General features: G+C 54.8%; 27 protein-coding genes. 14 read left to right on the forward strand and 13 right to left on the reverse strand.

The window, feature by feature from the left end; all coding sequences use genetic code 11:
- The first annotated feature begins 219 nt into the window (after positions 1–219).
- The 9 genes from VK738_19945 (at position 220) to VK738_19985 (ending at position 8,287) form a co-directional block, all read left to right on the forward strand.
- Positions 220–516, forward strand: coding sequence for an oxidative damage protection protein (locus VK738_19945; protein HTD24934.1), 297 nt, complete (start codon positions 220–222; stop codon positions 514–516).
- A 329-nt stretch (positions 517–845) separates the two neighbouring features.
- Entirely contained in the window at positions 846–1,706 is an 861-nt protein-coding gene (lipB, locus tag VK738_19950; protein HTD24935.1) for a lipoyl(octanoyl) transferase LipB, read from the forward strand.
- Between the two features lie 80 nt (positions 1,707–1,786).
- Positions 1,787–3,055, forward strand: coding sequence for a hypothetical protein (locus VK738_19955; GenBank protein HTD24936.1), 1,269 nt, complete (start codon positions 1,787–1,789; stop codon positions 3,053–3,055).
- A gap of 114 nt (positions 3,056–3,169) precedes the next feature.
- Complete coding sequence (locus tag VK738_19960) at positions 3,170–3,925, forward strand: hypothetical protein (GenBank protein ID HTD24937.1); 756 nt, start codon at positions 3,170–3,172, stop codon at positions 3,923–3,925.
- A 100-nt stretch (positions 3,926–4,025) separates the two neighbouring features.
- On the forward strand, positions 4,026–5,363 hold the full coding sequence (locus tag VK738_19965) for a thiamine pyrophosphate-dependent dehydrogenase E1 component subunit alpha (protein HTD24938.1): 1,338 nt from the start codon (positions 4,026–4,028) through the stop codon (positions 5,361–5,363).
- A gap of 709 nt (positions 5,364–6,072) precedes the next feature.
- Positions 6,073–7,050: an alpha-ketoacid dehydrogenase subunit beta gene (locus VK738_19970; protein HTD24939.1), complete on the forward strand. Its 978-nt coding sequence runs from the start codon at positions 6,073–6,075 to the stop codon at positions 7,048–7,050.
- Positions 7,040–7,462: a hypothetical protein gene (locus VK738_19975; protein HTD24940.1), complete on the forward strand. Its 423-nt coding sequence runs from the start codon at positions 7,040–7,042 to the stop codon at positions 7,460–7,462. The genes VK738_19970 and VK738_19975 overlap by 11 nt, the downstream gene beginning before the upstream one ends.
- Positions 7,463–7,485: 23 nt before the next feature.
- On the forward strand, positions 7,486–7,842 hold the full coding sequence (locus VK738_19980) for a cupin domain-containing protein (GenBank protein ID HTD24941.1): 357 nt from the start codon (positions 7,486–7,488) through the stop codon (positions 7,840–7,842).
- Between the two features lie 46 nt (positions 7,843–7,888).
- Positions 7,889–8,287, forward strand: a complete 399-nt coding sequence (locus VK738_19985) for a RidA family protein (GenBank protein HTD24942.1) — start codon at positions 7,889–7,891, stop codon at positions 8,285–8,287.
- On the opposite strand, the gene VK738_19990 is transcribed toward VK738_19985, so the two are convergent.
- Positions 8,277–9,287, reverse strand: a complete 1,011-nt coding sequence (locus VK738_19990; protein HTD24943.1) for an ion channel — start codon at positions 9,285–9,287, stop codon at positions 8,277–8,279. The genes VK738_19985 and VK738_19990 overlap by 11 nt on opposite strands.
- Positions 9,288–9,399: 112 nt before the next feature.
- Here VK738_19990 and VK738_19995 point away from each other — a divergent pair, with 112 nt between their 5' ends.
- The gene (locus VK738_19995; protein HTD24944.1) at positions 9,400–9,783 is read left to right on the forward strand and encodes an EVE domain-containing protein; all 384 of its coding nucleotides are present in this window, start codon (positions 9,400–9,402) and stop codon (positions 9,781–9,783) included.
- An 18-nt stretch (positions 9,784–9,801) separates the two neighbouring features.
- On the opposite strand, the gene VK738_20000 is transcribed toward VK738_19995, so the two are convergent.
- Together VK738_20000 and VK738_20005 are read right to left on the reverse strand one after the other, a co-directional pair.
- Positions 9,802–10,071 (reverse strand): hypothetical protein, encoded by a 270-nt coding sequence (locus tag VK738_20000; protein ID HTD24945.1) that lies wholly within the window; start codon positions 10,069–10,071, stop codon positions 9,802–9,804.
- 8 nt (positions 10,072–10,079) lie between these two features.
- Positions 10,080–10,229 carry a hypothetical protein gene (locus VK738_20005; GenBank protein ID HTD24946.1) on the reverse strand — a complete coding sequence of 50 codons (150 nt, stop codon included), beginning with the start codon at positions 10,227–10,229 and terminating at the stop codon, positions 10,080–10,082.
- A gap of 161 nt (positions 10,230–10,390) precedes the next feature.
- Between VK738_20005 and VK738_20010 the strand changes: the two genes are divergently transcribed.
- Positions 10,391–11,431: a small ribosomal subunit Rsm22 family protein gene (locus VK738_20010; GenBank protein HTD24947.1), complete on the forward strand. Its 1,041-nt coding sequence runs from the start codon at positions 10,391–10,393 to the stop codon at positions 11,429–11,431.
- 45 nt (positions 11,432–11,476) lie between these two features.
- Here the strand turns inward: VK738_20010 and VK738_20015 are convergent, their stop codons facing one another.
- On the reverse strand, positions 11,477–12,724 hold the full coding sequence (locus VK738_20015) for a hypothetical protein (protein HTD24948.1): 1,248 nt from the start codon (positions 12,722–12,724) through the stop codon (positions 11,477–11,479).
- A gap of 102 nt (positions 12,725–12,826) precedes the next feature.
- Here VK738_20015 and sucB point away from each other — a divergent pair, with 102 nt between their 5' ends.
- Positions 12,827–14,590, forward strand: coding sequence for a 2-oxoglutarate dehydrogenase, E2 component, dihydrolipoamide succinyltransferase (sucB, locus tag VK738_20020; GenBank protein HTD24949.1), 1,764 nt, complete (start codon positions 12,827–12,829; stop codon positions 14,588–14,590).
- Between the two features lie 111 nt (positions 14,591–14,701).
- Here sucB and VK738_20025 read toward each other — a convergent pair whose 3' ends face one another.
- A complete protein-coding gene (locus VK738_20025; GenBank protein ID HTD24950.1) occupies positions 14,702–15,571 on the reverse strand; it encodes a HipA family kinase in 870 nt (289 codons plus the stop codon).
- A 75-nt stretch (positions 15,572–15,646) separates the two neighbouring features.
- Positions 15,647–16,126: a dual specificity protein phosphatase gene (locus VK738_20030; GenBank protein ID HTD24951.1), complete on the reverse strand. Its 480-nt coding sequence runs from the start codon at positions 16,124–16,126 to the stop codon at positions 15,647–15,649.
- A gap of 184 nt (positions 16,127–16,310) precedes the next feature.
- Between VK738_20030 and VK738_20035 the strand changes: the two genes are divergently transcribed.
- Entirely contained in the window at positions 16,311–17,003 is a 693-nt protein-coding gene (locus tag VK738_20035; protein ID HTD24952.1) for a LexA family transcriptional regulator, read from the forward strand.
- A gap of 62 nt (positions 17,004–17,065) precedes the next feature.
- Here the strand turns inward: VK738_20035 and aroE are convergent, their stop codons facing one another.
- Positions 17,066–18,679: a shikimate dehydrogenase gene (aroE, locus tag VK738_20040; GenBank protein ID HTD24953.1), complete on the reverse strand. Its 1,614-nt coding sequence runs from the start codon at positions 18,677–18,679 to the stop codon at positions 17,066–17,068.
- Positions 18,680–18,928: 249 nt separating this feature from the next.
- On the opposite strand from aroE, the gene VK738_20045 reads away from it, so the two are divergent.
- Positions 18,929–20,629 carry an OmpA family protein gene (locus VK738_20045; protein ID HTD24954.1) on the forward strand — a complete coding sequence of 567 codons (1,701 nt, stop codon included), beginning with the start codon at positions 18,929–18,931 and terminating at the stop codon, positions 20,627–20,629.
- 185 nt (positions 20,630–20,814) lie between these two features.
- Here the strand turns inward: VK738_20045 and VK738_20050 are convergent, their stop codons facing one another.
- The 6 genes from VK738_20050 to VK738_20075 form a co-directional block, all read right to left on the reverse strand.
- On the reverse strand, positions 20,815–22,938 hold the full coding sequence (locus tag VK738_20050; protein ID HTD24955.1) for a M13 family metallopeptidase: 2,124 nt from the start codon (positions 22,936–22,938) through the stop codon (positions 20,815–20,817).
- Between the two features lie 166 nt (positions 22,939–23,104).
- Positions 23,105–24,931, reverse strand: coding sequence for a GAF domain-containing SpoIIE family protein phosphatase (locus VK738_20055; GenBank protein HTD24956.1), 1,827 nt, complete (start codon positions 24,929–24,931; stop codon positions 23,105–23,107).
- Positions 24,932–25,071: 140 nt separating this feature from the next.
- Complete coding sequence (locus tag VK738_20060; protein HTD24957.1) at positions 25,072–25,383, reverse strand: type II toxin-antitoxin system RelE/ParE family toxin; 312 nt, start codon at positions 25,381–25,383, stop codon at positions 25,072–25,074.
- Complete coding sequence (locus tag VK738_20065; GenBank protein ID HTD24958.1) at positions 25,347–25,535, reverse strand: hypothetical protein; 189 nt, start codon at positions 25,533–25,535, stop codon at positions 25,347–25,349. Before VK738_20065 ends, VK738_20060 begins: the two co-directional genes overlap by 37 nt.
- 61 nt (positions 25,536–25,596) lie before the next feature.
- Positions 25,597–26,142 (reverse strand): adenine phosphoribosyltransferase, encoded by a 546-nt coding sequence (locus VK738_20070; protein ID HTD24959.1) that lies wholly within the window; start codon positions 26,140–26,142, stop codon positions 25,597–25,599.
- 95 nt (positions 26,143–26,237) lie between these two features.
- On the reverse strand, positions 26,238–26,528 hold the full coding sequence (locus VK738_20075) for an acylphosphatase (GenBank protein HTD24960.1): 291 nt from the start codon (positions 26,526–26,528) through the stop codon (positions 26,238–26,240).
- Positions 26,529–26,602 lie beyond the last annotated feature (74 nt).

Below are 26,602 nucleotides of genomic sequence, written 5' to 3' on the forward strand. Positions count from 1 at the left end.
CTTAGCGCCGTAGGCGCGGCGGAGAGTTTAGCCCACCGCGAAGCGGTGGGTAAGCAGAAATAAAGAGTGCGAGCCCCGTAGGGGCGACACCAAAAAGCTTCCTTGCCGATACCGATTCTGAAACGGCCATGAGGTTGAAAGCTTAAAGCTAAGAGCTAAAAGCTAAGAGCTTCTTCTGGAAGAGTAGAATTAATCCTAGACAATCTTAAGGAGCATTAAATGGGTAACGACAACAAGCCGGGCCAGCGCATGGTCTATTGCATAAAATTGCAGAAGGAGCTGCCCGGGCTGGATGAGCCTCCCTTCGACGGCGAGCTGGGCCAGCGCATCTATAACCAGGTCTCAGCCGAAGCCTGGCGGGCGTGGGGCGACTTCTGCAAGATGGTGCTGAACGAATACCGCCTCAATCCGGCCAGCCCGCACGACCAGCAAGTCATCGTGCAGCACATGGAACACTATTTCTTCGGCGAGAATCCCGTGGCGCCGCCACCGGAGTATGTCCCGCCCAAGAGCTAAAGCAGTTTGCAGGAGGATGAGCGGTAGACAAGAGGATGACCGGTAGAGACGTAGCTTGCTACGTCTCCAAGCCTGGATCACGAGACTATATCAGGGCGCGGCTTTTTAGCATGCGTTAGAAGGCCTGTATAAAGAGTCTGTGTGGGAACTGAATTTTAGTGGGTACCTGAAGGGCGAACAACCCCGAAGGGGTGACGCATTATAGCCCAGCGCTTCAGCGCTGGGTAGGTTGCAGGAAACGATTCCTAGTCCCGTCAGGGACGACGCTATGCGTTCAAATTCTCACACAGACTTTTTGTCCTCTGCGGGAATGAATCTTTGAACGAATAATGATCAACGTCCTCCAACTCGGCCGGCTTGATTACGAAACAGCGCTGAAGCTGCAACACTCGCTGGTTGAACTGCGCAAGCAGAATCGCATCGCCGATACGCTGTTGCTGCTGGAGCATCCACCGGTCATCACCCTGGGACGCAATGCCAAAGCCGGCAACCTGCGGGCTTCGGCAGAGGAACTGGCCGCTCGCGGCGTGCAGATTTTTGAATGCAACCGCGGCGGCGATGTGACCTTCCACGGACCGGGGCAACTTGTGGGCTATCCCATCTTCGATCTGCGGGCGTTCACCGATGAACACGGCAATCGCAAGACGCTGGGCGCGGTAGAGTACGTGCGCCGGATGGAAGAGGCGCTCATTCGCACCTGCGGCGACCTGGGCATTCCGACCGAGCGCATCAAGGGATTGACTGGTGTATGGACAACTCCCGATTCACCACAGAAACACAGCGACACAGAGAAAAACCCTGCGCATCAACAAGCCAAGATTGCTGCCATTGGCGTACATATCTCCCGTGCCGTGACTTCACACGGCTTTGCGCTGAACGTCAGCAACGATCTGGATTATTTCAACTTGATCGTTCCCTGCGGAATCCCCGACAAGCCAGTGACTTCAATCGAAAAAGAGATCCGCGAAAAGCGCGCCTTGCGCGAAGGAGAAATTCTCACCATGCAGGAAGTAGCTCACATCATTGCGCGCAACTTCGGCCGCGTCTTTCAAAAGCAGACCCTCTGGCTGGAGTCGCTGGAAGATTTAATGGCCAGCGCCTCGCCGCCGCTGCCCGCCAATCAGGACACGCCTGCAAAGCCCCTGCGCGAGTTGGAAGAAATGCACGGGGATAGATCGTTTTTGGCGTAAGCCACACTCCCACCATCCGTACAAATGTAATCATCAGCCTTTTGCCGGGTAAAATGATGTTTAATCAGAGATTCTCTTGAATGAAACCACGGATCCTAAGCTATCGTGTTTCCGCCACGCATGAGACCATCACAGCTTTGGGCAGTATCAACGACCCAGTCTCAATCAGCGATTTTGACGCATTTGTGATTGATCCCGATGGCTTTTATACAGATATCCCTCAGGCACTACCTTTTTTTCGCAGACAAAGCGAACTAAGCGACCTGCTGCATAAGAAGGGTGGGGTAGTCGTTTGTATTCTCCAGCCCAATAACGTCGTGCCTATCAGTGGAATGGGAAACGCGCCGAAATACGGCTTTTTAAACCGCGCGGCTAACCCGATTCTCTCTTTTTTGGATGGGATGACCAGAGCTGGCGCTGGCTCAACTATTCGTCTCATGCCTTCTGGACGAGGAGCCACTTCTGCCTACTTGCAAATCTTAAAAGAAAATCTGCGGTTTACGGCTTTCTTGGAGACCACAGAATCAGAAATTGCTCGGCACTCAGGAACAATCTTTGCTGTGAACTCTGTTGGACATCCGATTGCCTTGGAATTCCCAATAGAGGAAGGGTTGCTCTCGCTCATTCCACCTGCGCACAATGTTCCGGAAGACCGCGTCGGAGCAGCCATTGCTCGACTAGTTTACCGGCATTTTAACGATCAACAAAAAGAGGTCGAATCGCCCTTATGGACTAGTGAAATCCTTGTACCCGGATCGAACGTTTACGATGACCGTATCGCAGAATTGAAAAAGCAGCATGGGGGAATTGGACTGGAGATATCGAGCTTGGAAGCCAAACGTGACGAATTGCGTAACCGGGTTCGATTGCTTTTCGGTTATGGCAAGGTAGTGTTAGAAGGAGAAGTTAGAGCAGCTTTGAGGCTGTTAGGATTTCACGTAAAAGAGCCCGAAGAATACACGGGGGAATGGGACGTCGACCTACACGAGCCGCAGTCCGGTAAAACGGCAATCGGGGAGGTAGAAGGGTCAGAAGGTGTTATCGACGTCGATAAATATCGACAGCTTCTTGACTATATTGAAGCTGAATCTCTCGAGGGTAGAGAACATAAGGGAATTCTTATTGGCAATGGCTTTCGCCTACAGCCACTTGATGCGCCTGAACGTGAGCAGCAGTTTTCGCCACATGCGTTACGAGGTGCTATGAGAAATCAGTTTTGCCTGCTGCCTACAACAGAACTGTTCAAAGCTGTTTGTGCTGTACTTGAGACTCAAACTGACGAAGCTTTAAAAGCCACAATTCGAAATTCTATTCTTTCATCTGTCGGCATTTGGACGTTTGCACGCTGACGCTCATAGAAATACTTGATCAGATTATGCACGCCGAACACCGCTGACCTTATCTCCGGCGTTACAATCAAAGTCCGCGCCAGCTCGCATGGGCTGAGCTAAAATCCCCATTTAATGGACTCCCATCAGAGAAGAGCGGAAGAACGAATAGTAGAGCGGGTAGCGGAGCAAATAGTTGAGAAATTGAATCCACTATTTGACAAAGCCTCCAAGCCACACACGTCTGCAAAAGCAATTGCGCTGGTAAAAAGGTTTTTAACAAGCGCGCTTGTTGCGCTTTTCTGCTCTCTCTTGCTCGGGTCACTCACTCTCTATGGAGTAATTAATCTGGAGGGCGCGCGAGTTCTTCTTATCATCACATACCTCATTGGAGTCGGAGGCGTAGCACTCGTTGTTTGGGAGAAATCACGAATGTTCAAGATCGTATCTATAGTCGTTGCGACGATAGGTTTTGGAATTGGTAGTTGGCTCCTAGACGCGTGGGCTATAAAAACAAAAGACCGTCATCTGAATGCTATTCAAAAGCAAGGACTTGCACAGATGGCAGATAAAGTTCCGTCTAAATGTGGGGTCTTGATATACGTTCCTGAGACAAGCAAGGAAGCGCAAAGATACGGCAAAGAGGTTCAGGCCGCATGGCAGTCACATGGAGCAAAAGCAAACTTGATTTATGGAGCAGCAGTAGAGCCTCCAGTAGGTCTGGTGGTGGGAGTGCATTCGCAACTCGAGCCTTGCGGTCGTTTTGGAGGAGAGGTGCTATCCACAATGACGTTCGGCTTGGGACTGCCCGCACGGATTCAGGACGGTTTCTTCTACGCTGATGAAACTACAATTGTTATCTATGTCGGAACTAAGCCTCCGTACGACTGACCGTGCAGTACACTCAACAAAACAACGCGAGGCTCTGAACTAAGCTATCCTCCGGCGTTACAATTAAGAGCCTGTGTTGGCTCGCATGAAGAAAACCAAAATGCCGAGCTCCAAAAAGTCCTCAAAGAACTTGAAGACTGGTGTGGCACAGCCGTCCTCGGCTGTGGGCAATGGCGCATCCCGAAAGAACTTATCTTTTTCAAAAAACTCAAAGTCATCCCGAAACGGCGCCAACCCCATCACCAAAAATCGCCACGGCATCCCCGACTGGCGCCTCGAGCGGCCCGAGTTCACCACTATCGAGGTCAGCAAGAACGGAAACGTTCACTATGAAGTCCGGGGAAACCTGCGCGCGCCCGCGCCACCCATCCGCGACTCTAAATACTTGAAGCGCGAGCAATGCGTCGAGCTCTATCGCTGGATGCTGCTCAACCGCAAGATGGAGCAGACCCTGGAGACGCTCTACAAGCAGAGCAAGGTTGTGGGCGGCGTCTACTTCGGCCTGGGCCAGGAGGCGTGCTCCTGCGCCTCGGCTTATGCGCTGGGCAAAGACGACTGGTTTGCGCCCATGATCCGCAACCAGGGCGCACAGCTGGTGCGCGGCTTTCATGCCCGCGACATCATGATGCAGTACATGGCCAAGGCGGGCTCGCCCACGCATGGCAAAGACGGGACCTCCCATTATGGAGATATTGAAAAGCGCCACATGGTCTCGCCCATCTCGATGCTGGGCGACCTGATTCCCGTGATGGCGGGCGTAGCCCTGGGGGCGCACCTGCAGGGACGCAACCTTGCCGTGCTCACTTGGATCGGCGATGGCGGCCAATCCACCGGCGTGACCCACGAAGGCCTCAACTTTGCCGCAGTGCAGAAGCTCGGCCTGGTGCTGATTGTTGAAAATAATCTCTGGGCCTATTCGACTCCCACCGAAATGCAGTTTGCCGTGAAAGACCTCGCCGACCGCGCCATTGGCTACGGAATTCCCGGCGTAATCATTGACGGCACCGATGCCTGCCAGGTCTATGACGCAACCTACGAAGCCGTCGAGCGCGCCCATCGCGGCGAGGGCGCATCGCTTATCGAGGCCAAGATGATGCGCATGAAAGGCCACGCCATCCACGATGCCGCAGCCTATGTCCCGCAGGAGCTGATGGAATACTGGCGCAAGCGTGACCCCATCGCGCGCTTTGAAAAATACTTACTGGAAAAGAAGTGGCTGACGCCCAAGCAGAACGAAGCAATTGTTTCCGAAGTGGAAAAAGAAGTAGAAGAAGAACGCGCCGTCGCCGAAGCTTCCCCCATGCCCAATCCCGAAGATGCGGCCAAGGGCGTGTGGTGCGAAGGCTGCCACGAGATCAAACCGAAATACGGAACGCCAAAAGCCCACAAGGGTTCTGGGAAGTTAAAGGAGTCGGAGGCAGCAATACATTTCAAGTAACGAGCACTCAACCGTCATGCTAATTACGATTGACGATTTTCGATTGACGAATTTTCCGGGATCGATCGCTAACGTTTACCTCTCAAATCGTACTTCTTCAATCGTAAATCGTACTTTATCGGTATCAAAGTGGTATCAAACTGTTGGTTTTTAGGGCATTGTAAGCGATCATTTTCATGAGGTGCGCCTGGAGTTCGGTGAGGGCGGGTTAGGGTGAGCCGAACGTGAGCGCTCGAGCGCGAACAGACGGGCGAGGAGACTGGCTGGAGAATACTTGGGAAGACTATTTCAGCAAGTACCCCATTTTTCGGCTGTATGACGCTGTAAACAAAGGGCTTCGAGAAGGCCGGGACTAGCAAGCAAGTACCCTGCGGCCCGAACAAGAGAAGGGAGCTGCCGATGCCCTCTTTGACTGAAGGCTGAATGCTCTGGAGTTCGATGAGGGGTGAGTTAGGGTCAGACGGAATGTGAGCCCCGGAAACGGGTGAACAGGTAGAGAGACCAGCACAGCAAGTACTCCCATTTTCGACTGTATGACGCTGTAAACAAAGGGTTTTGGGAAAGACGGGGACTAGCAAGCAAGTACCCCCATCTGGAACAAGGGATTGGGAACGCCGATGCAGCCTCTTTGGCTGAATGCTTGATTGCTGAGCCTGCCCCGGCTTACCGTGGGTGCTGAATGCTCACTGAGAACTGAGAACCGAGAACTATGAGTCAAACAACTTATCTCGAAGCCATTCGCCAGGGAATCTGGGAAGAGATGGAGCGCGACCCCGCCGTCTTCTGCATTGGCGAAGATATTGGCATCTATGGCGGCGCGTTCAAAGTCACCGAAGGGTTCATTCACCGCTTTGGCCCCGAGCGCGTGATTGATACGCCCATTGCCGAGTCGGCGATTGTGGGTGCGGCCTACGGAGCGTCGTTGACCGGGCTGCGGCCGGTGGCCGAGTTCCAGTTCATGGATTTCATCGGCTGCGCCTTCAACCAGATCGTCAACATGGTGGCCAAATCGCACTACCGTTGGCGGGCGCCGGCCCCGCTGGTGCTGCGCGGCCCCTGCGGAGGCGGCGTGCACGGCGGCCCCTTCCACTCGCAGAACCCGGAGATGCACTACGTGCACACGCCCGGAATGAAGGTCATCGCCCCGGCTACGCCGCGTGACGCCAAGGGGCTGATTAAATCTGCGATCCGCGACAATAATCCTGTGCTATTCCTCGAACACAAGCTTCTATATCGCCGCATTAAAGAGGATCTGCCGGAAGCTGACGATGAAATTATTCCCATCGGCAAGGCGCGAGTTGCGCGCGCAGGGAGAGACATCAGCGTGATTACCTATGCCGCCATGGTGCACACAGCTCTGGAAGCCGCCGACGCTCTGGCCAAAGAAGGAATTGAGTTAGAGGTAGTTGACCTGCGCACGCTGCTGCCCCTCGATCGCGAAGCCATCGCCGCAACGGTAAAGAAGACGAATAAAGTCATCATCCTGCATGAAGACACCAAGACCGGAGGCCTGGCGGGAGAGATCACGGCAATCATCAACGAAGAGGCTTTCGAAGATTTGGATGGGCCGGTTGTGCGCATCGCATCGCTGGATACCCCCGTGCCCTTCTCGCCGCCTTTGGAGAATTTCTTTCTACCCAAGGTAGAAGACGTGGTGCGGGAGGCGCGTAAATTGCATGCCTATTAGCGAAGCCCTTATGGAAGCCAGACTGAAACATCTTCGCATCGTGCATGTCGCCTTGCTGGTTTCACTTGGGCTGTACGTATATATGGGCGAGTGGATTCAAAAGGAGCCTAAGACCTTGGATCCCATGATCTTGAAAGCAATGGCAGGTTTGGCTCTCGCAACCGGTGCGGTTGTTCTGTTCCTTCGCCTGCGATTGTTGTCCGCTGCCGCAGAACAATTACGGCTTCCGTCTACAGATGCATCTGCACTCAATCGCTGGCACATGCTGCAGATCGTGAATTTCGCACTCTGTGAAAGCATTGGCCTTTACGGCTTCGTGCTGAGATTCATGGGCGCATCGCTCTCCCAGGCTGCGGGCTTCTACGCGGGCGGAATCTTTCTCATGTTGCTCTCGACTCCGCGCCGGCCATAACATTCTTGGAGAAAAAATTCATTATGAAAATCAATCCCATCCCCTGGTCAAGCATTCAACCCGAAGCCATGTCGCCGCTGATCAGTCGTCAATATGTTTCCGGCGAGCACATCACCTTCGCGCGTTTTGAGCTGAAGAAAGGCAGTATGGTTCCAGAGCACAAACACCCTAACGAACAAATCAGCTCAATCATCTCAGGCTCTCTCGTCTTCCACATGGATTCGCGCGAGATCACGGTGCGGGCAGGAGAGTTCCTAGTGATTCCTCCCAATGTGCCGCATGCGGCCGAAGCGCGGGAAGACTGTGTTGCCATTGATGTCTTCAGTCCTCCGCGAGCCGACTGGGCGGCAAAAGAAGACGGTTATTTGCGCGGGAAATAATTCATAATTCAAAGAAGCTCAGCACAATTCCGATCATCTATTGGGAATGTCTACAAGCACAGCCACGAACACTCGCCGCCACATTAATCTGCCGGGAAGAGCAGCCAACCTTCCCTTCAGCGACGCCGTCTTGATCGGCGATACGTTATACATTTCCGGACGCATTGGCTTCGTGCCGGGCACAACCCAGGTGCCGCCCGAACCCGAGCAGGAGGCGCGCAACCTTCTGGATGGCTTCCAATCCGTGCTGCAACAGGCCGGCATGAACATGGATGACCTGGTCCACGTCCAGATATTCTCGCCAGATATGTCTCTGTGGGAACCTTTCAATCGCGTTTACCGCGACTACTTCAAAGCTGAATTGCCGGCGCGGGCCTTCTTAGGTTCCGGTCCGCTGTTGTTTAATGCACGCTTCGAAATGGTGGGAATTGCCGTCAAGCGGTAACGATTTTCTCGTCCTTCTCTTTTTTCGCTTCATCTTTCGCCCCATCCAGCTCTTCAATCTGATGGAAGCGCTCCAGGTCAACCATGACGGGTTTACCGCTGGCGTGCTTGGTGAACACGCTGGCGAAGCGGGCGTTCCAGATGACCTCGTCGGCGGTGTAGGAAGTGCGGCTGTACACCTGCTGGGAAAAAGCTTCGTCCACACCGTTCAGCAGGATGAGGAACTCACCCTTGGAATCGTACAGGTCCTGGGGTTTCAGGCCGTAGAGCGGACTGCTCTCGTCAATAGGATGGACCACAGTCCAGGTCAAAGGGAAGAAGGTGACCCGGTCGCGCTCCAGCGCCAACTGGTAGTACTGCCGTAGGGTGCCGCGGCCGGTCACCTCGAAGCGCGAGAACAAAAGCTTGGCCTGCACCTCGATGATCTCGTTGCGGCGGGCGTTGACGATGCGGAATTGAAAGGCAGTCATGCCGCGATAGGGCGCAATGACGGCAGACTGGCTGTAAATGATCTTCGCCGTGGGACGCGAGAAACGGGCGAAGATCATCCCCGCCAGCAGCGCTACCATCAACAGGCTAATCAAAGACTCAATCGTCGACAGCATATTGGCGGCAAATCCTACAGGGACCACATTGCCGTATCCGATGGTGGTAAAGGTCTGAATACTGAAGAAGAACGCCCGCCAGAAACCGGTGCCGGTGTTCGAGTCGCCCAGCAAGGCCTGAGGCCCCAAGGCCACGTAGCCCCATGCAAAAAGAACATTGAGGAGCAGGAGAGAACCGGTAATGATTGCGACAAACCGCACTGAGCTCATGGTCAGCAGCGCCTGATAGGCATGGAGCGAACGCCAGAAGCCCAGTCCTTTGCGATGCACATTAAAACTGCCGTCGCGATTCAGCAGGCGCTGTGCGGATTCCTGCGAGACCACGTTGCCAAAGCCCAGGTCGCGATCTTGTCTTTCTATGTCGACCAGCGAAAGCTTGGTATTGAGTGCTTCCATTTGGTTAGATTGTACAGAATTCGCAAAGGGTATTTGGCCCTTGAAATGTCAGGAGCCCCGCGTTTAGAGTGAGCCTTTTGCATGTTCTCTTACGAAGGACGAAAATACGCCTATGTTCTATCTACTGAAGACCGAGTCCTCTGTATATTCTTTCTCCGACTTGCAGCGCGACGGCACAACCACCTGGGATGGTGTCACCAATCCCGTGGCGTTAAAAAACCTGCGCGAGATGCAGCCGGGCGCGCAATTAGTCATTTATCACACGGGAGACGAGAAGCGCGTTGCCGGTACGGCTTCTGTCGTCTTGGTGGACGCCAAAGACCCGAAAAATCCGGCGGTCAAAATCAAAGCCGGCCACGCGCTTACGCGGCAACCGACGCTGGCCGAGATAAAAGCGAACAAGTTATTCCAAGACTCTCCGCTGGTAAGGCAAGGCAGGCTTTCGGTGGTGCCTCTGACAGAAGCGCAATACCGCTTTCTGGTTGAAGGGCGTTAGCAGGCCTGGCAGCGAGAATCAGGGGACTGGGCGTTTGCGCTTCTCCCGGCGCTCGTACAGCTTGAACAGTACGAGCATGACCACGACCCATACAACCAAGCCGGCGGCCATGAAAAGCAGCAACCGGCCCAGCATGGCGATTGCGCTCGCTGAGTGCCGGAACCATAGGGCGCGAACCCATGTGGCGATCATCGGCAGCACCATGACCAGGAGAATAAAAAGCCACTCCGGATATTGATATCCCAGAAACTTTCCCGGCGTGCGCGGCTCATTTTCCGGGTCTGGCATTGCCGGCGTTACCGTCCGCGTGAAGCTTTTCTGGCGGTGCGTGTGGTGTGAGCCGGGCTCTGGCGTGTGGGCGTGCTGGTCTTTTGCTTAGGATTGCTCTGCTCAGCGGCCTTCTTGGCCCACATCTTTTCCATCTCGCGCATGTCTTTGGTTTTCATGTACTAAGCATGACACATTCAGGCCGCATAAAGCGAATAAGGAAGCGTGACGGCTGTTTACTGGAGCTGGGCACGAGCCCTCAGCCGTACCGAACAGAAGTAGTAGAATTCCGGCTTTGGCCGCTGCAATATGGCCAAGCCCGCACCAAACCCGTGCCAAGATGCCATTGCCAACCCAGCTTACGCGCATCATCGAGGATGAACTCTCTACGCTCGACCGCAGAACGCTGGCGCGCGCGGTGGGAGAGCTTTCCAATAGCTACCGGAATTTGCGCGGGGATACGAGTTGCCCAGTAAGTCTTATCGGCAACGACGTTCAACGCGCAGCCTATCTGCTGACTCGCGTGCCCGCCACTTACGCGGCAATTTATGCTGTGCTGCGCGAGGTGAAGCAACGCATTCCCCATCTGGAAGTTCGCAGCCTGCTCGACCTGGGAGCAGGGCCAGGCACGGCGATGTGGGCGGCCGCGGAAATTTTCACTGAGTTGGAACGGGTGACGCTGATTGAACAATCCAGTAGCTTCATCCGGCTGGGACAAAAGTTGGCGGCTGCTGCACGCTCCGTAGCAATTCAAACCGCTCGCTGGGTGGAAGCCGACTTAAAGTATGAAACCCAGCTTCCGGCGCACGACTTGGTAATCATCTCGTACGCGCTGGGCGAAATGCCCTCTGCAAGCCGCAGCCAGCTTATCCTGGGGGCATGGCAGGCTGCGGCAAAAGTGGTTGCCGTGATTGAACCCGGGACTCCAAGTGGCTTCCAAGTCGTGTTGCAAGCCCGCGGTGAATTGCTGGCGCAGAAAGCGCATCTGGTTGCACCGTGCCCGCATGGGGAACAATGCCCCATGGAGAATCAAAGCCAACGAAACACAGCCGAGGATGGCTGTGCCACACGAGACACGAAACTAAAACAAGACTGGTGCCACTTTGCACAACGGCTGGAGCGCACTTCACTCCACCGAAGACTGAAATCCGGAGAGCTGGGATACGAGGACGAAAAATTTTCTTATATCGCGGCTGCAAAACAAGCCAGTGCGCCGGCAGCGGCGCGCGTGATCCGGCATCCGATTCAGCTCAAAGGACATATCAAGCTGGAGTTGTGCACGCCGGAGGGTTTGAAGCACGAGACCGCCAGCCGCAGCCAGGGCGAAGCATTCAAAAGAGCACGCAAGGTGAATTGGGGGGAGGAGTGGAAACCGCAGTGAACCGTAAGATACTTCGAAATCCTGATTTCTTGCCGGAGCGATTTGTCAGCGCGTCCGCATTAAATCAGGCCCCTTACACTGTGGAAACGGGATGTGAGAGATTGCCCGCATGGTAAAAGAATTCTCGCCTTGTTGGACCTGGAAGTAGGTGGGCGTTCCTGGATCTTGATCGAGTTCAACTACAAAGCGTTTTGCGTCATCAGAGCAGGCCCGCACAGGACCGTAGCTGAAAAGTGGCCCCCCCTTCGCCTCGGGACTTCTTAGCTGCAGAAATCCGGCATGCTTTGCTTCAAGCTCTTTCAGCTTACTTGTCTCGCTCCACTGTGCTGCATCGCTCCACTCTGTTTGCAGCCACTCATCCACAAAGTCGCGCCCATTCATTGCGACCGGCTGCACACGATGCATCTGATCACCGACGAACTGGTAACGGTAAATGCCGGAACGCGTCATGATGCCAAGATCAAGACATCCTTTTTCGAAGCGAAGCTCGAAGCCGTCAGACTTTACCTTCATCACCGGATCGGTTTCGCGCACGTATCCGTCTTGCTTGTGAAACAGCAACCGCTGGGTCGCGGTTCCTTGAGCGGGTTCAATCACATCAAGATCAAATGCGCTCCAGCGAGATGTGCACCAGGGATGGCCATGGGCAACTGCCACGACCCAGCCCATGGGCGGGCCGCTCGGCATCACGACATACTGAAAGAAATCACCAAATGCTCCGGAAATCTCGCCATAGTCATCGCTATTCCAGCGCACTGACCGATGCCAGACACCATTGTTTTGTTCGTAGATCAGCAGTATGGTGTCGTCACCGCACTCGATTCCAAAACTCAATTCAACGGCCATAAGTTGCGACTCATTTACAGGCCTAGCCACTGCAACTTTAAGGTCGCCTCCATATACCTGATCATCCATCAGTGAAGTGTTTTCAGGTGTGTATTGCCGTGGTTTCTCCGGCGCGTTCGCTCCCAATAAAACTGCCAGTTCATTTTGCAGTTGTCTGGCTTTTATCTCATTTTTTCCCTGGCAACGCATATATGTGTCAACGGTCGTGGCCAGCGCTTCTTTTATAGCTCGGATCTGTTGCTGGATTGCGCCTGAGACCTCAGGATCCATATCCTTTACATTATTGGCCAATAACCTGGACTGAATGGCTTTTGCTTCGGCAACAGAACGTTGGACGGCTCCGGGCGTACAGGACTGGCCAGCCCAGCAGGATGAGAAAAGGCCGAGGAGCAGGAATCCGCAGATTGCTAAAAAACGGGTCACACCAGAAGCATAAGCATAACGCAAATATACAGAACCTGCTCCTCCGTATGGAGCATGCGCTCTGCTCGTCCCATGCTGTAAAATAAATATTTGCTTACTGTCATCTACGCAAGCTAGAGGAGCACCATGCCCACAGATGTAATCATGCCCCAGATGGGGGAATCCATTTTCGAAGGCACGCTCACCAAATGGCTCAAAAAGCCCGGCGACAAGGTGCAGCGCGACGAGCCGCTGTTTGAAATCTCGACCGACAAGGTTGACGCCGAAATTCCGGCGCCGGCGAGCGGGATATTGAAAGAAGTCAAAGTCGCCGAAGGGGCCACGGTGCAGGTGAATACGGTTGTGGGCGTGATTGATGCCGAAGGAAGCGCGGTTGTGGCTGCTCCTGCGCCGGCCGCTTCCAAGCCGGCTCCCGCTCCCACTCCGAAAGCTGAAGCTCCCAAGCCAGCGACGGCTTCTGCTCCTGCGGCCGCGCCTGCCGCTCCTGCGGCAATACAGGCTCCCGCAGCTTCGACGCCGGGAACCAACGTCGTCATGCCACAGATGGGCGAGAGCATTGTTGAAGGCACGCTGACCAAGTGGCTCAAAAAAGTAGGCGATAAAGTGCAACGCGATGAGCCGCTGTTTGAAATTTCTACCGACAAAGTGGATGCCGAAATTCCTGCGCCGGCTGTTGGAATCCTCACTGAGATCAAAGTCCAGCCCGGTACAACCGTGCAGGTCAATACGGTTGTAGGCGTGATTGGCAGCACGGGCGCAGCAGCCGCACCTGCTCCTGCCGCAACTCCGGCCAGCCAGGCAGCCAAGCCCCGCGCGGCCGAGCCGGCCGCGAAGCAACCAGCGGTAGCAGCGGTGGCACAGCAACCAAGCCAGGTTCTTTCTTTCCCGGCAGTGGACCGCGACCAGGAAGGACGGCGTATTCGCTCGAGTCCGCTGGTGCGCCGCATCGCGCGCGACAACAACGTTGCCCTGGGCAATATTGCCGGCACCGGTCTGGGAGGGCGCATCACGAAGAACGATATCCTCGGGTTCGTTGAAAAATATGGCAAGGGCGGAGCTCCGGCGGTCGCCGCAGCAGCTTCGGCTGCCGTAGCGATAACAGCTCCGGGTCCGGTCCTGGCAGCAACGGTTCCGGCGCGGCCGGCGGCTGCTGCATCGGCGCCTGCGCACATGCCTCCGCCGATTCCAGGTGAGCTTGTGCCTATGACGCCGATGCGCAAGAAGATTGCCGAGCGCATGGTGGAATCCAAGCACACCAGCGCGCACGTGCACACGGTTTTCAAAGTCGACATGACCCGCATCGTCAAGATTCGCGAGCGCGAGAAGGCGAAATTTGAGCAGAACCACGGCGTCAAGCTGACCTACATGCCCTTTATTGCCAAGGCGCTGATGGCGGGAATCAAGGCCATGCCCATCGTCAACGCCTCGGTTGAGGGCGAAGGCATTCGCTATCACCGCAACATCAACATCGGAATCGCAGTGGCGCTGGATTGGGGACTCATCGTACCCGTCGTGAAGCAGGCGGAAGAGCGCAGTTTCCTGGGATTGCAGCGCGCCATCAACGACCTGGGCGAGCGTGCCCGCAATAAGAAACTTGTGCCGGATGAGGTGACGGGTGGAACCATTACTATTACCAATCCGGGAATCTTCGGACCGCAGTTCGGCACACCCATCATTCTGCAACCGCAGTTGGCCATTCTAGGGATGGGCGGAATTTTCAAGGAACCCGTTGTCGTGACCGATAAAGATGGCAATGATTCCATACAGATCCGTTCCATCATTCGCCTGACGCTGGGATACGATCATCGCGTCGTTGATGGCGCTGACGCCGATAAATTCATGGTCGCGGTGAAGAATTACCTGGAAAATTGGAACGAGGAAATCGGGTAATTCGGCACGGCAGCACAGATTGAACGGCAGGCATGAAGCCTGCCGTTTTCTTTTGCGAAAGCGATTTCGTAGCGATAGAGACGCAGCAAGCTGCGTCTCTACGATGCTGTTCTACAGCAACCTGGGGCGCTTTCTTTCATTGTCCCAGTTCTGAAATGGGTTGCGGGAAGAGGAGCGAAAGTTTTCAATCAACTCCCGCACGCGCGCGCACCTGCGGCTCAGAGTTTCCAGCAATCGCCGGAACGCGTCGGTATCGTGCTCGTACCACTCCGCGGGCACATATTGGGCGAGGTCCCATATAACTTTTGGATCGAGTTTTTCAATACGGCTGAGCCAGGGCTCGAAGGAATCCCATCCGATGACGCCGGAATAAACCGCGTTGGAAGAAAAGATGCCACGCAGAGGAGAATCAGGGAAATCCCATTCGCCCGCGTTAAAGCAATGCCCCTGGTCCACCAGAGCCGCGGTGTACTTGCGCTCACGGTTGCGCTTCCAATAAATGATCTGGCGGCTGTCGGTGTTGCAGCACCATTTGTCGAAAACCAGCGCGCCGGCAAAAACATCGGGGTTGCGTACACCCCCGATATCGTTGCGCAACAATAGTGAATCGGGCATGTATTCGAGCGCCTCGCCCTCGAGAGGATCCACAATAAAACGCGAGCCGAATTGCAGTCCGGAGGCGCACGGGACTTTTCCGCTGGCCAGCTGAATGTGCAATTCGGGAGTTTCGCTGACAAGCCAGTCGCTGATCTCCACAATTTCAGCGACCGGCACCGGCAACCCGATATAACCGGCGAGACGCGTCGCCAGCCATTCGTTGACCAATATGCGAGAGTGCTGTGGATTATTCTGGAATTTAACGACGTAGAAGTGCCCGTCGGCGCCGCGCATGAGATGGGATTGCGCGCCGCCCCGCATGCGCCGGACGTGTTGTTTAATGGGAACCGGCACGTTGTTGGCATGCCGCTGACTCTGACGCAAGCAGCAGTTCAGTGTATCAAGTTTGAGTTAAGGAATGAATTCGAAGCTGAAAGATTTTGACGAGCATACTCCCAGTTAACTCAGCGGCCCCTTCGACATGGCCTGCGAGTCATTAGCGGTTGAGTTGCGCAGGAAATTGCGCACGCTCTCGACGTAAGCCTCTTTCCAATCCACTACGTAGCGGCGCTGGGCAATGTGCTCCTGGGCGTGCTCCAGATCCCATCCCAACGAACAAAGGACAGCAAGGGCCATCATAGGGGCGCGATGGATGCCAGCAGCACAGTGAATGTACAGGCGACTGGCAGGGTCCTTCAGGGCTTCACGGGCGAATTCGGTTCCGCGCTCGAAAATTTCCGGGGGCTTGAGCTGGAAATCGTCATCGATGGGAATCCACGCAACCTTCATATCCCAGGACTCGGCCAAGGGGCGGTCATCAAACTCAATCTGCATATCGATGATGTGAGTGATGCCCACTTGCACCAGCTCCAGCATGTTATCTTCATTCCAAATGCCGCCGCCGACGGCAATGTGGTCTGTGATCCAGGTATAGTCCATTTCTCTTTCGCTCGGATGCCCAGCCGAGGTTGCGTGCAACAATAGGACAACGAATTTTGCCAACCAGTATAAATTACAAAATCTCCGGCCCAGCATATAAATCCAGCCTGCTGAACCCCACCCGGCAAGCTATAGCGTTACGCTATACTGCATAGGAATGAAATTCAGAACACTGCAAGACAACTTGCGCAGAATTCTAATGGAGCGCATTCAGCGGAGAGAGCTCACCGGCCTCAAACTGGCGCACCTGACAGGGTTCCGGCAGGCGCACATTTCCAACTTCCTGAACCGCAAGCGGTCGCTCAGCATGGAAGGCCTGGATAAAGTCCTGCAAGTACAGCATCTTTCCGTGCTCGATCTGCTCGATCCCGGAGAAATCAACAAGCGGGCCAGCATTATACCGCCCTCGGAAGATGATTTCGAAAACGTCCTGCTGGTCGAGGGCATCGTGGCCGCTACCCAGCCACTGATCAAGAACCAGGACGTCAAAGAAATTCTGAAATTTAAAAAGACCTTCCTCAAGCGGCTCCGCCCGCACCTGCACACGGCCGCGCGCAACACGTGGTCGCGATTCGTGATGGTGAAGGTGGATACCCGCGATGGTATGGCGATGTATCCCAAGCTGCTACCGGGCGCGACGGTGCTGATTGACCGCCATTACAATGCGCTGGAGTCTTACCGCAGAGGCGAGCCCAATATGTACGCCGTGCCAAACAACGCCGGCTGCACAGTCCGCTACGTCGAAGTCTCGGGAAGAGCGCTGGTGCTGCGACCGCATAATCAGGATTTCCCCATAGACGTGATCCAGATGGAACAAGGCCAATCATTTGCCGACTACATCGTTGGCCGCGTTTGTCACGTGGCGATTGAGACCTAGTTTAACCACAAAGGACACAAAGGCAGGACACATCCAAGGTTCGATGTAATCGGAGCGTCGTCTTACTTGTGGCGTTTTGAGGAATTTTTTAGGGCCGCCGCAATCGCCGCGCGACGGGCGAGCGAGGCGAGCACTACACGGTACATTTCTTCAAAGGGAGCGGGCTTGCCGGTCCAAATCTCGAACTGGCGGGCGCCCTGGTGCACAAACATCTCCACGCCAGAGATAATGTGGACACCCTTGGCACGGGCCATCTTGACCAGGCGAGTTTCAATCGGGTTGTAAATCATCTCCATCAAATATCTGGCCTTGATCTCGTGTTCATTGAGTGGAGCATCATCGTTCTTCTTCGAGGGCAGCTCATCCATACCCACGGGAGTGGCATTGATGATGACGTCAAAATCCAATTTCTTAAGGGCTGAGCGCTGGATGATTTTTGCCTTGGCTTGGCGGGCGAGTTTTTCCGCCGGACCAGCGGTACGGTTCAGGATAAAAACCTGGGCATTGCGTTCGCGCAGTCCGAAGACCGCCGCGCGCGCGGCGCCACCAGCACCGAGCACGAGAACCCGGGCATTCTCAAGGGTGATGCGCTGCTCGAGCGGGCGCAGTACGCCAAACACGTCGGTATTGAAGCCGTAGAGCTTGCCTTCCTGCGACCGGACCACGGTATTGCAGGCGCCGACCTTGGCACTCAACGGGTCGGTGTTATCCAGATACTCCATGATGCCTTCTTTGAAAGGCATGGTGATGCTGAGGCCGTGAATGGGAATTGCACGCACGCAATTCATCAGGTCTTTCAGCGTATGCGCGTGCAAGTGCAAGTAGACGGCATTAATGCTCTCGCGGCGCAGGGCGGTATTCATCATGATGGGTGACAGTGAGTGCGATACTGGATCCCCGACAACGCCGTAAACTTTGGTGGCAGCATCCACCTGCTCCACGCGGTAGGTTTCGCGCAGCGTGCGGCCGGTAACCTGCCCGGGAGCGGTCTCTTCCCCAGGAGTGGCGGAAGCGAAGGTGAATTGGCTGCCGGCACGCAACCCCAGAATACGGCTGATGATTCCCTGCTCGCCCATGCAAACGCCCACCATGGAGCGCTTCTCGCTGGTGCGCTCCAGGAATTTCATCATGATTACGTTGTCGTAGAGGTTGGTGGCCGTGCTGATGATCTTGATGTAGTCGGACGGAATGCGCTCCATCTCGGCAAAGGTCTCATCGAGTTTCCTGGTCGAGCGAAAATCGTGGAATGAGAGAATGAGCGCAGCCTTTTGGCGGATTTTTTGAAGCTCGGCCGGTTTGAGCTTCTTGGCACTCTGGATGTCGAGGTCAACGAGCTGGCAGCCCATGTCAGCGGCTTTCAGCAAAATCTCCACTTCCGACTGGATCGAACCCCGGAATTTGCCCCCGCTTTTCACCCGCCGGCAAGTGGCAATAGCAATGGCTTCGGGGTGAAACTCCAGGAAGCTTTTAAGTATGGGAAAAGCCGATCCTGGCCGCGAAAGATAATCGAGGCGGAACTCAATAAAGGGGTTCTCGCGGACTACCGCTTCTGCTTTTTGCGCCAACTCCGTGGGAGTGGCCCCAATGAGGGCCACGCAGACGCGCGGCAGGCGCAACAACCGCGGATTGAACCGAGGCGTTACCTCAGGAATGACCGATTTACTGGTAGTTGGCATGTTAGAGACTGGCGCGTCATCATACAGAATGCACCATACAAGATGCAACCCAGTGATTTTTTTGCACGGCTACACGAAGGTACGTATCAGTTCAGTTAACAGGGTGTCCTGGAGTTCCCTTGACCCAACCCTTTGGCTTTGTTAGCGTTGCAACCGGATTACTAGCTTTTTCGGCAGGCGTCTTCTTGCCCGGTGGGGAGAATTTCCACCCGGAAACGGCTGCTGGTGGCGTATTTGCCCGGAGGAACCATGAAAAAAACCGGTTTTGGGCTGTTTATTCTGGCCTTTGCAGTGCTTGCTGGGGGGCAGCAAGCGCTCGCGCAACAGCCAGCATCGCAGCCGCAACAGCCCCCTGCCTCACTACAGCAGGGTACACAGGACCAACTGCCTCCTCCGCCTCCGCAGGCTGTGGTCTCCAGGACCAATCTGGTGGAAAAAGTGGATGCCCCCACTTATAGCGACGTCAATTGCGCCGGATTCATTACCAACCAGCAGGTCCCGGAAGGAACCTACATAACGGCCGGGTGGGACACACCCTTTGAGACTCGCTTCAGCGAGGGAAAGTACGCCTATCTGACTGGCAGCGGGTTCCAGGAAGGCCAGCAATATTCCATTATCCGCAAGCTTAGAGACCCCAACCGCTGGGAGGCCTTTAAGGGCCAGCACGGCGCGGTTGCTGAAGCGGGCCAGCCCTACGCCGAGGTCGGGCATATGACGATTGTCCAGGGAGGGGTTCGAGGCAATACCGCCATTGGGCTGATTACTTTTGCTTGCGACGGAATTGTGCCGCATGATCTTGCCATCCCTTATGTGGAGCGGGTGGTGCCAAAGTACAAAGACCCAGGACCTTTTGACCCTTTTGCACCCGTGAACGGTAAAACAACGGGAAGAATTATTCTGGCGAAAGATTGGGACCTGCTCGCAGGCAAAGGGCGCATTGTCTATCTTAATATCGGAGCAGACAAAGGAGTAAAAGTGGGCGATTACTTCCACACGACCCGCCTTTATAGCGATATTGCCAAGGATGCTGCTGATAGTCTTACATTTAAGGCTTCCACACTTGAAGATACGCAAGCCCTGCCCAATGTACCCAGCTCCAAGATCAACGAACTGCCACGGCGCTCGCTGGGAAATCTGATGATAGTGAGTGTGAGCCCCAAGAGTTCCACGGGCATCATTACATTCTCTCTGGAAGACATTAAAGTCGGCGATGGCGTAGAAATGTTCGAACCACCGCCGCCACCACCGCCGCCAGCGGCTGTTTCTACAGTTCCGACCATCAATTGCACTCCGAATCCGGCCACGGTAAAACGCGGCGAGAGTTCGACAATCACCTGCGATGCCTCCAGTCCGGATAACCATCCGCTGACGTTCTCCTACAGCACTTCAGCGGGACGGTTGACGCCACGGGACAACACCGCCGTGCTGGATACCTCGGACGTTCAACCCGGACCTGTAGGTGTAACCGGAACCGTGACCGATGACCGCAATCAGACGGCAAGCTCAACTGCAAACGTGGACGTAGAAGCTCCGCCAGCGGCGCCGACGCCTACTTCGCAGACGGTCAATTTCAAACGAAACAGCGCTTACGTTGATAACAAGGCCAAGGCTATTCTGGATGGTGTTGCCTTGCAGCTCCAACAGCAAGCCGATGCAACCGCGGTTGTCATAGGCCATTCGGATGCTGGGGAACGTAAGACCCTGGCAGCGTTGCGGGCCACCAATGTCAAGAATTACCTCGTCGGTAAAGGCATTGACCCCAAGCGGATTGAAACCCGCACGAGTGCGAGCCCGAGCGGCACGGCTGAAGTCTGGATATTGCCAGCGGGCACAACAGTTCCAGCAGAAGCTGCTCCGGCAGAGCCAACGCCTGCGCCTGTAACACCTGCACCGGCAACAACCAAGAAGAGGAGCAGGAAGAAGCCTGCCACCACGCCACCACCACAGTAAGAATCACAGCCCCTATACAGGCGCATGAATTTTTTCATGCGCCTTTTTTATTGGGACCTACCTCTACAGAAGAGATCCCGGGGCCGTAAACAACAAGAAAAAGCCTGCATCCCATCCTGTATGGATGTCGAATGCAGGCTGCTTGTTATTTAACTTGTGGGTCCTTCAGTTTGAGAGAACAACAACTACCAGACGTGGCAGGCGTTCTCACTGACCATCTTCTGGCCAGACTTGCAACTGAAGGCCTTCTGGAAATCAGCACTGTTCTGCACCGACCCGATTACACGGTAACGTCCTGGAGAATGCGGATCAGTTTTAGCCAACAACCGCTGACTTTCTTCTGTGCGATTTTCACACCAGACCTGGGCAAATCCCAGGAAATAGCGCTGCTCAGGAGTAAAGCCGTTTTTGTTTTGGTTCGCGGGGTTATTGGGATCCGCAGCCAAGGCCTTGCGCAGGGCCATCAAGGCAATGCGCAGACCGCCATTGTCGGCGGTGTTTTCGCCCAGTGTCAGCTTGCCATTGAGATGAACATCAGCCACAGGATTAAATGAGCTGTACTCGTCAGCGATGCAACCAGTACGTTTGTCGAATTCTTTCCGATCGGCTTCGGTCCACCAGTTGGTCAGGTTGCCGCTGCCATCAAATTTGCTGCCTTGATCGTCAAAACCATGCGTCAACTCATGGCCAATCACCACGCCGATGCCGCCAAAGTTCACGGCGTCGTCTTCAGCCTGATCGAAGAATGGCGGCTGCAAGATGCCGGCGGGAAAGTTGATATCGTTTTCCGACGAGCTGTAATAGGCATTCACGGTTGGCGGTGTCATTCCCCATTCTTTCTTGTCGAGCGGCTTGCCAATCTTGTTCCAGTCACGGCGTATCTCAAAAGAGCGTGCCTGCCAGAAGTTGCCCAACAGATTGCCACGCACAATCTTTACCTTGCTGTAGTCGCGCCAATTGTCGGGATAGCCGATCTTGTTGGTGATGGCCTTCAGCTTCACTTCCGCCTGTTTCCTGGTGTCCGCGGTCATCCAGGGCAGGTCCTGGATATCGGAGCCCAGAGCTTCCTCCAGGGCGTTCACCATCCTCAACATGCGGTCCTTGCCTTCTTTGCCAAAAGCCTGGGCGATATAAAGCTGGCCCAGCGCTTCTCCCAGTTGTTGATCGGTCAACAGGACGCAGCGTTTCCATCGCGCCTGAAGCTCCTTCTGGCCTAAGAGATATTTCCCATAGAAGCTGAAGTTTTCCTCGACGAAGGGTTGGGAAAGCGTGGGAGCAACGGAGTGAACGGCGTGCCATCGCAGATATGCTTTCCAATCGTCAATCGGCACGGAATCAATTACTCCATTCACCTGTTTGAAGAAATCGGGAGGAGCCACGTTGACATCGGTAAATGACGGTGCGCCCGTAGACGCAAAGAAACGCGGGAATTCAAAGTTAGGAGCCAGCGTAGCCAGTTGCGTGACTGCCATTTTGTGGTCGCGGTTCTCGGGATTGCGCATCTTCACCCGATCAAACTCAGCCTGGGCCAGCTTGGTCTCAATGGCCATAATAGTCTGGGTCTCTTTTTGCGCGGTGGCATCGTCATCGCCGAGGAGCTTCAGCATGTTGGTGACGTGCGCCTGATATTTCTCGCGGGCCTCTTGCGACTTGGGATCATCTTTGATGTAGTAATCGCGGTCGGGAAGTCCGAGCCCACCTTGAAACACGCCGGCAATCTGCATGCTGGCATTGTGCAAATCAGGCTGGGCGCCAAAGTTGAAGAGTGCGTTGATACCCAGAGAGTGCATGTACGCGATGGTTTTCACCAGTTCGTCTTTATTGGAAATGGCGGCGATGCGATCGAGCAGTGGCTTGACTGGGGCGCTGCCCTGCGCGTTGACGGTCTTTTCATCCATGCAGGACGCATAAAAATCGCCGATCTTCTGCGTGACCGGGTCATGTTTGGGACCGTTGGTGGAAGCTTTTTCCAGGATCTCGTGCAGGAGCTGGCGGTTGTATTCGGCCAATTCATTAAAACGGCCCCAACGCGCCTGGTCCGCCGGAATGGGATTGTTCTTGCGCCATGTTCCGCAAGCATATTCGAAGAAGTCTTCGCAGGGGTCCACGGATTTATCCATGGCCCCGAGATCAAAAGATTTGGGACGTGCGACCGGGTTGGAAGCCGGCGCAGAGGCTTGCGAAGCCATCTCGCCAGGGCTGGCGGTGAAAGAACTCTTGGATGAGTTCTGATTGGCCGCGCCTCCACTCTGCGCGACCGCGGTTGCAATGCTCAGGAGAGTTACTGCGAAAAAAATTTTCCAACGCATATCTTTATCCTCGCCTCTTTTGTCGTTAGCTTTATTGCCGGGAAGGTTAAGCAAAATTGAAAGTCTATGCCTAATGTAATGTGTCTGTAAACCGTAGCTGTTTGGGGGTCTTCGGCCAAGCCTATCAGAGTGTAGACGTACGAAAAGAATAATCGTTACCAGCAGCCTAATTGATTTTTTTAGTGGAGGCGGCTTCCAGCAATCCTGCCTTGACCACCTTCACAATCATCAGGACTTTGTCGTCTATGTGAGTTCCGCTGCGCGAGAATTCGTTGACTTCCGCCTGCACGGCATCCACGATGGCTTGCGCCGGTTTGGTGCGATGGCGGGCCACGCACTCTGCCAGGCGCTCGTTGCCGTATTCATCTTCTTTGGCATTCATGGCTTCGAGGATTCCATCGGTGCAGCAGACCAGCACATCGCCGGGCGCAAGAGTTGCCGATCCGCGATTGTATTCGGTGTGAGGGAACAATCCCACCACAGTGCCGCCCTCCTCTAAGAGCTTGTACGCGCCGGTCTCACCGTTGATCAGAATGGGCGGAACGTGGCCGGCGTTAATGTAATGCAGGCCGCCGCGGCGTGTATCCACCAAACCGAGAAAGATGCTCAGATATTTTTCAGATTTGGTGTCGTTGTAGATCATCTCGTTCAGAGAGAGCGCCAGGACCTCCAGCGAGTGCAAATGCATCACCAGGGCACGCAAGGTCGCCTGCAGATTGCTCATGATCAACGCCGAGGAGACGCCCTTGCCCTCGACATCGGCAATCACCAGCAGCAGGGTCTGCGGTCCCAGGTTGAGAAAATCATAGTAGTCGCCCCCTACTTCAAAGCAAGGTTCATTCAGAACGGCGAGTTCGTATCCGGGGACCACCGGTGGGGCCTCAGGCAGCAGGCTCCTCTGGATGTTCCGCGCCAGCGCCATTTCTTTTTCCAGGCGTTGCTTCTCCACGATTTCGCGATGCAGGCGCGCCTTTTCCAGTGCCATGGCCATGTGGCCGGAAAGTTTGTTGAGGAAATCAACATCATCGCTGGTGAATTTGCTGCTGCCGCATTTGTTGAGCAACTGGATCACACCGACGACTTGTCCATCAAAATGGCGGATCGGCAGGCAGAGCAATGAACGTGTGGTGTAACCAAACTTCTTGTCATAGCTGGAATCGAAGTAAGGGAGACTGTAGGCGTCTTCCACATTGATGATCTCGCCCGTCTGCGCCACCGTGCCCGCCACACCGCGGCCTACAGGTATGCGAATCTCTTCATGCTCGAGGCCGGAAGCCACGATGGACCACAGCTCTTTCGTCTTATGATCTGCCAGGAACACCGACCCACGGTCGGCTTTCAGTTCGGTGCGAGCAAGCTTAAGAATCAATTCCAACAGCTCGGCAAGATCAAGGGTGGAATTGAGCAGGCGGGTAGCTTCGAACAAGAGCGAGAGTTGAGTAATGGTCTTGCGGCTCTCGGCGGAACTGATCGCTTCTTGTACGGCCACGCTGCAAACTTCGGAGTAGAGCTGCCACCAGCTCAGCAGCTCTGGATCGGGCAACTCCTTGGTGTAATTGGCCAGAACACCGATCAACTCGCCGCGAACAATCAGGGGATAAGCAGAAATGGTATGCAACCCAGTGCGAGAAGCAAATTCCGGATCAGAGCCAGGGCCAGGGAAAGAATTCAACGCCTTGCTCACGAGAGACTGGCGAGCTTCCAACACTTTGCCGATCGCTCCCTTGCCGAAGACGGCGTTTTGGCGTTGTTTTTCGCCTTCTACTCCTGCAGCATGAGCCAGGCGTGCTGAGTTGGAGGCGCTATCCCACAGCCAAAGCTCGGAGCGCAGCGATTCGAAATCAGCCACCAAGAGTTCGGGAACCAACGACAAAACTTTATCGCCTGAATCCTTGGAGTTAAACCGCGTCACGGCTTGTCCAAAAGCGGTGACGTAATCTTTGCGTGTGGCCTTGGGGCCGGCAGCGCTCTTGTGTGCGGCAGTTGGATTCAAGCTAAACCTTATTCCGCCTGGCCAGAAAAACTTGCAATCTGTCCGCTCGTCCTAAGCCTCGGCGGGAGATATTGGCTACTAACTATATGCGGGCGGCAGTGGGCTTGTAAATAAGCTTCCATGCTACCTCAACTGCGCTGTTAACCACGTTTTGGATTGATTTCAGACTTCGGTTGCTTCCGCGCTCCATGGCGAAAGTGCAAAATTTCTATCAGGCGTTTATCTTCGTGATCTTCGTAATAAACCAGAATTGGGCTATGCAGCAGTTTTCGCACTCGCGACCGTTTTCGAACAATGCCGCCCATGCGTGGAAAGCGAGTCAGCAGATTAACGTGGTCTAACAAAGAGCTGCCAAAACGGAAAACCGCCTCTGGGTCATCGGAGGCGATGTGGCCGATGATTTCAGCAAGATCGTTCAGCGCCCTTTGCGTGTAGAGGAGGCGGTAATCCACTTTGGCAAGAGCTTACGGACTTCTTCGGCAGGTATGGTTCGGCCAGCCTCAGCGTCACGGATACCTTCATCAATGGCGGCCAAGGTCTCTGCATCTTCATCGTCAACGGCGAGAGATGGATTCTCAAACTCGAATTTCTTCGCTTTAGCCATGTCTAGTCCGAATAGTAGCCCGAATTCATCATTGATTCAACGGCTATTAGTGATTCAACGGCTACTGGTCGTAGTGCAGCAGAGCAAAAACATCGTGTTGAGCCAGCTTGTCGCGGCCTTTCAGGAAGTCGAGTTCAACCACGAACCCCAGGCCTGCAATCTCTCCACCCAGGGATTTGACCAGTTGCACGGTTGCGCAAGCTGTACCGCCGGTGGCGAGCAGGTCATCCACAATCAGCACTCTCTGGCCGGGGCGGATGGCATCTTTGTGCACTTCCAGTGTGTCGCTGCCGTATTCCAGGTCGTAGGTCACCTTGGCGGTCTCGGCGGGAAGCTTCTTGGGTTTGCGCACGGGCACAAAGCCCGCGTTCAGGCGGTAGGCCAGGGCTGGTCCGAAGATAAAGCCGCGCGCTTCGATGCCCAGCACCAGATCAATATTCCGGTTGAGGTAATACTCGGAGAGAGCGTCAATCAGCGTAGCAAACCCCAGCTTGTCTTTGAGCAGCGTCGTGATGTCGTAAAAGAGAATGCCCTTCTTGGGGAAGTCCGGGACTTCGCGAATCAGTTTCTTTAAATGGTCACAATTTGTCACGGCCTTGGTTTGCATTCGTTTTACGCTCCTGGATGTATGTTCAGTTTCGAACTCTTATATCATTGCCGATTAAACATTGTCACAAAGCCCGCAACTACAATTTTTTCAGTTTACCAGGCACCTTCAATGTGGAAGCTTCTGAGATTTGGAGGCGCCTGGGCCACGCTCTCTTCCACGCCGTCTACGCGAGCGGCCCTGGGACCCTGTTTGAGTTTGGCCTCCAAAGCAGCAAGTTGCTGCTCGCTGCCGCTGGCCAGAACTTCTACAGCACCATCGGGAGTATTGCGCACCCAGCCTGACAGGTCCAGCGCTTCGGCTTCCCGCTGCACAAACCAGCGGAAGCCCACTCCCTGCACCCGGCCGCGAACCACATAACGCTTTGTGATCAGGTTGCTCGCCATGGCTTTGATCTAAGGGCTCCGCAACGCTTCACTTCGTTCCGCTGCTGCGCCCTCGCGCGATCCGGCGCTCGCTT

It is taken from the genome of Terriglobales bacterium (assembly GCA_035487355.1).
Taxonomy (GTDB): domain Bacteria; phylum Acidobacteriota; class Terriglobia; order Terriglobales; family Acidobacteriaceae; genus QIAW01.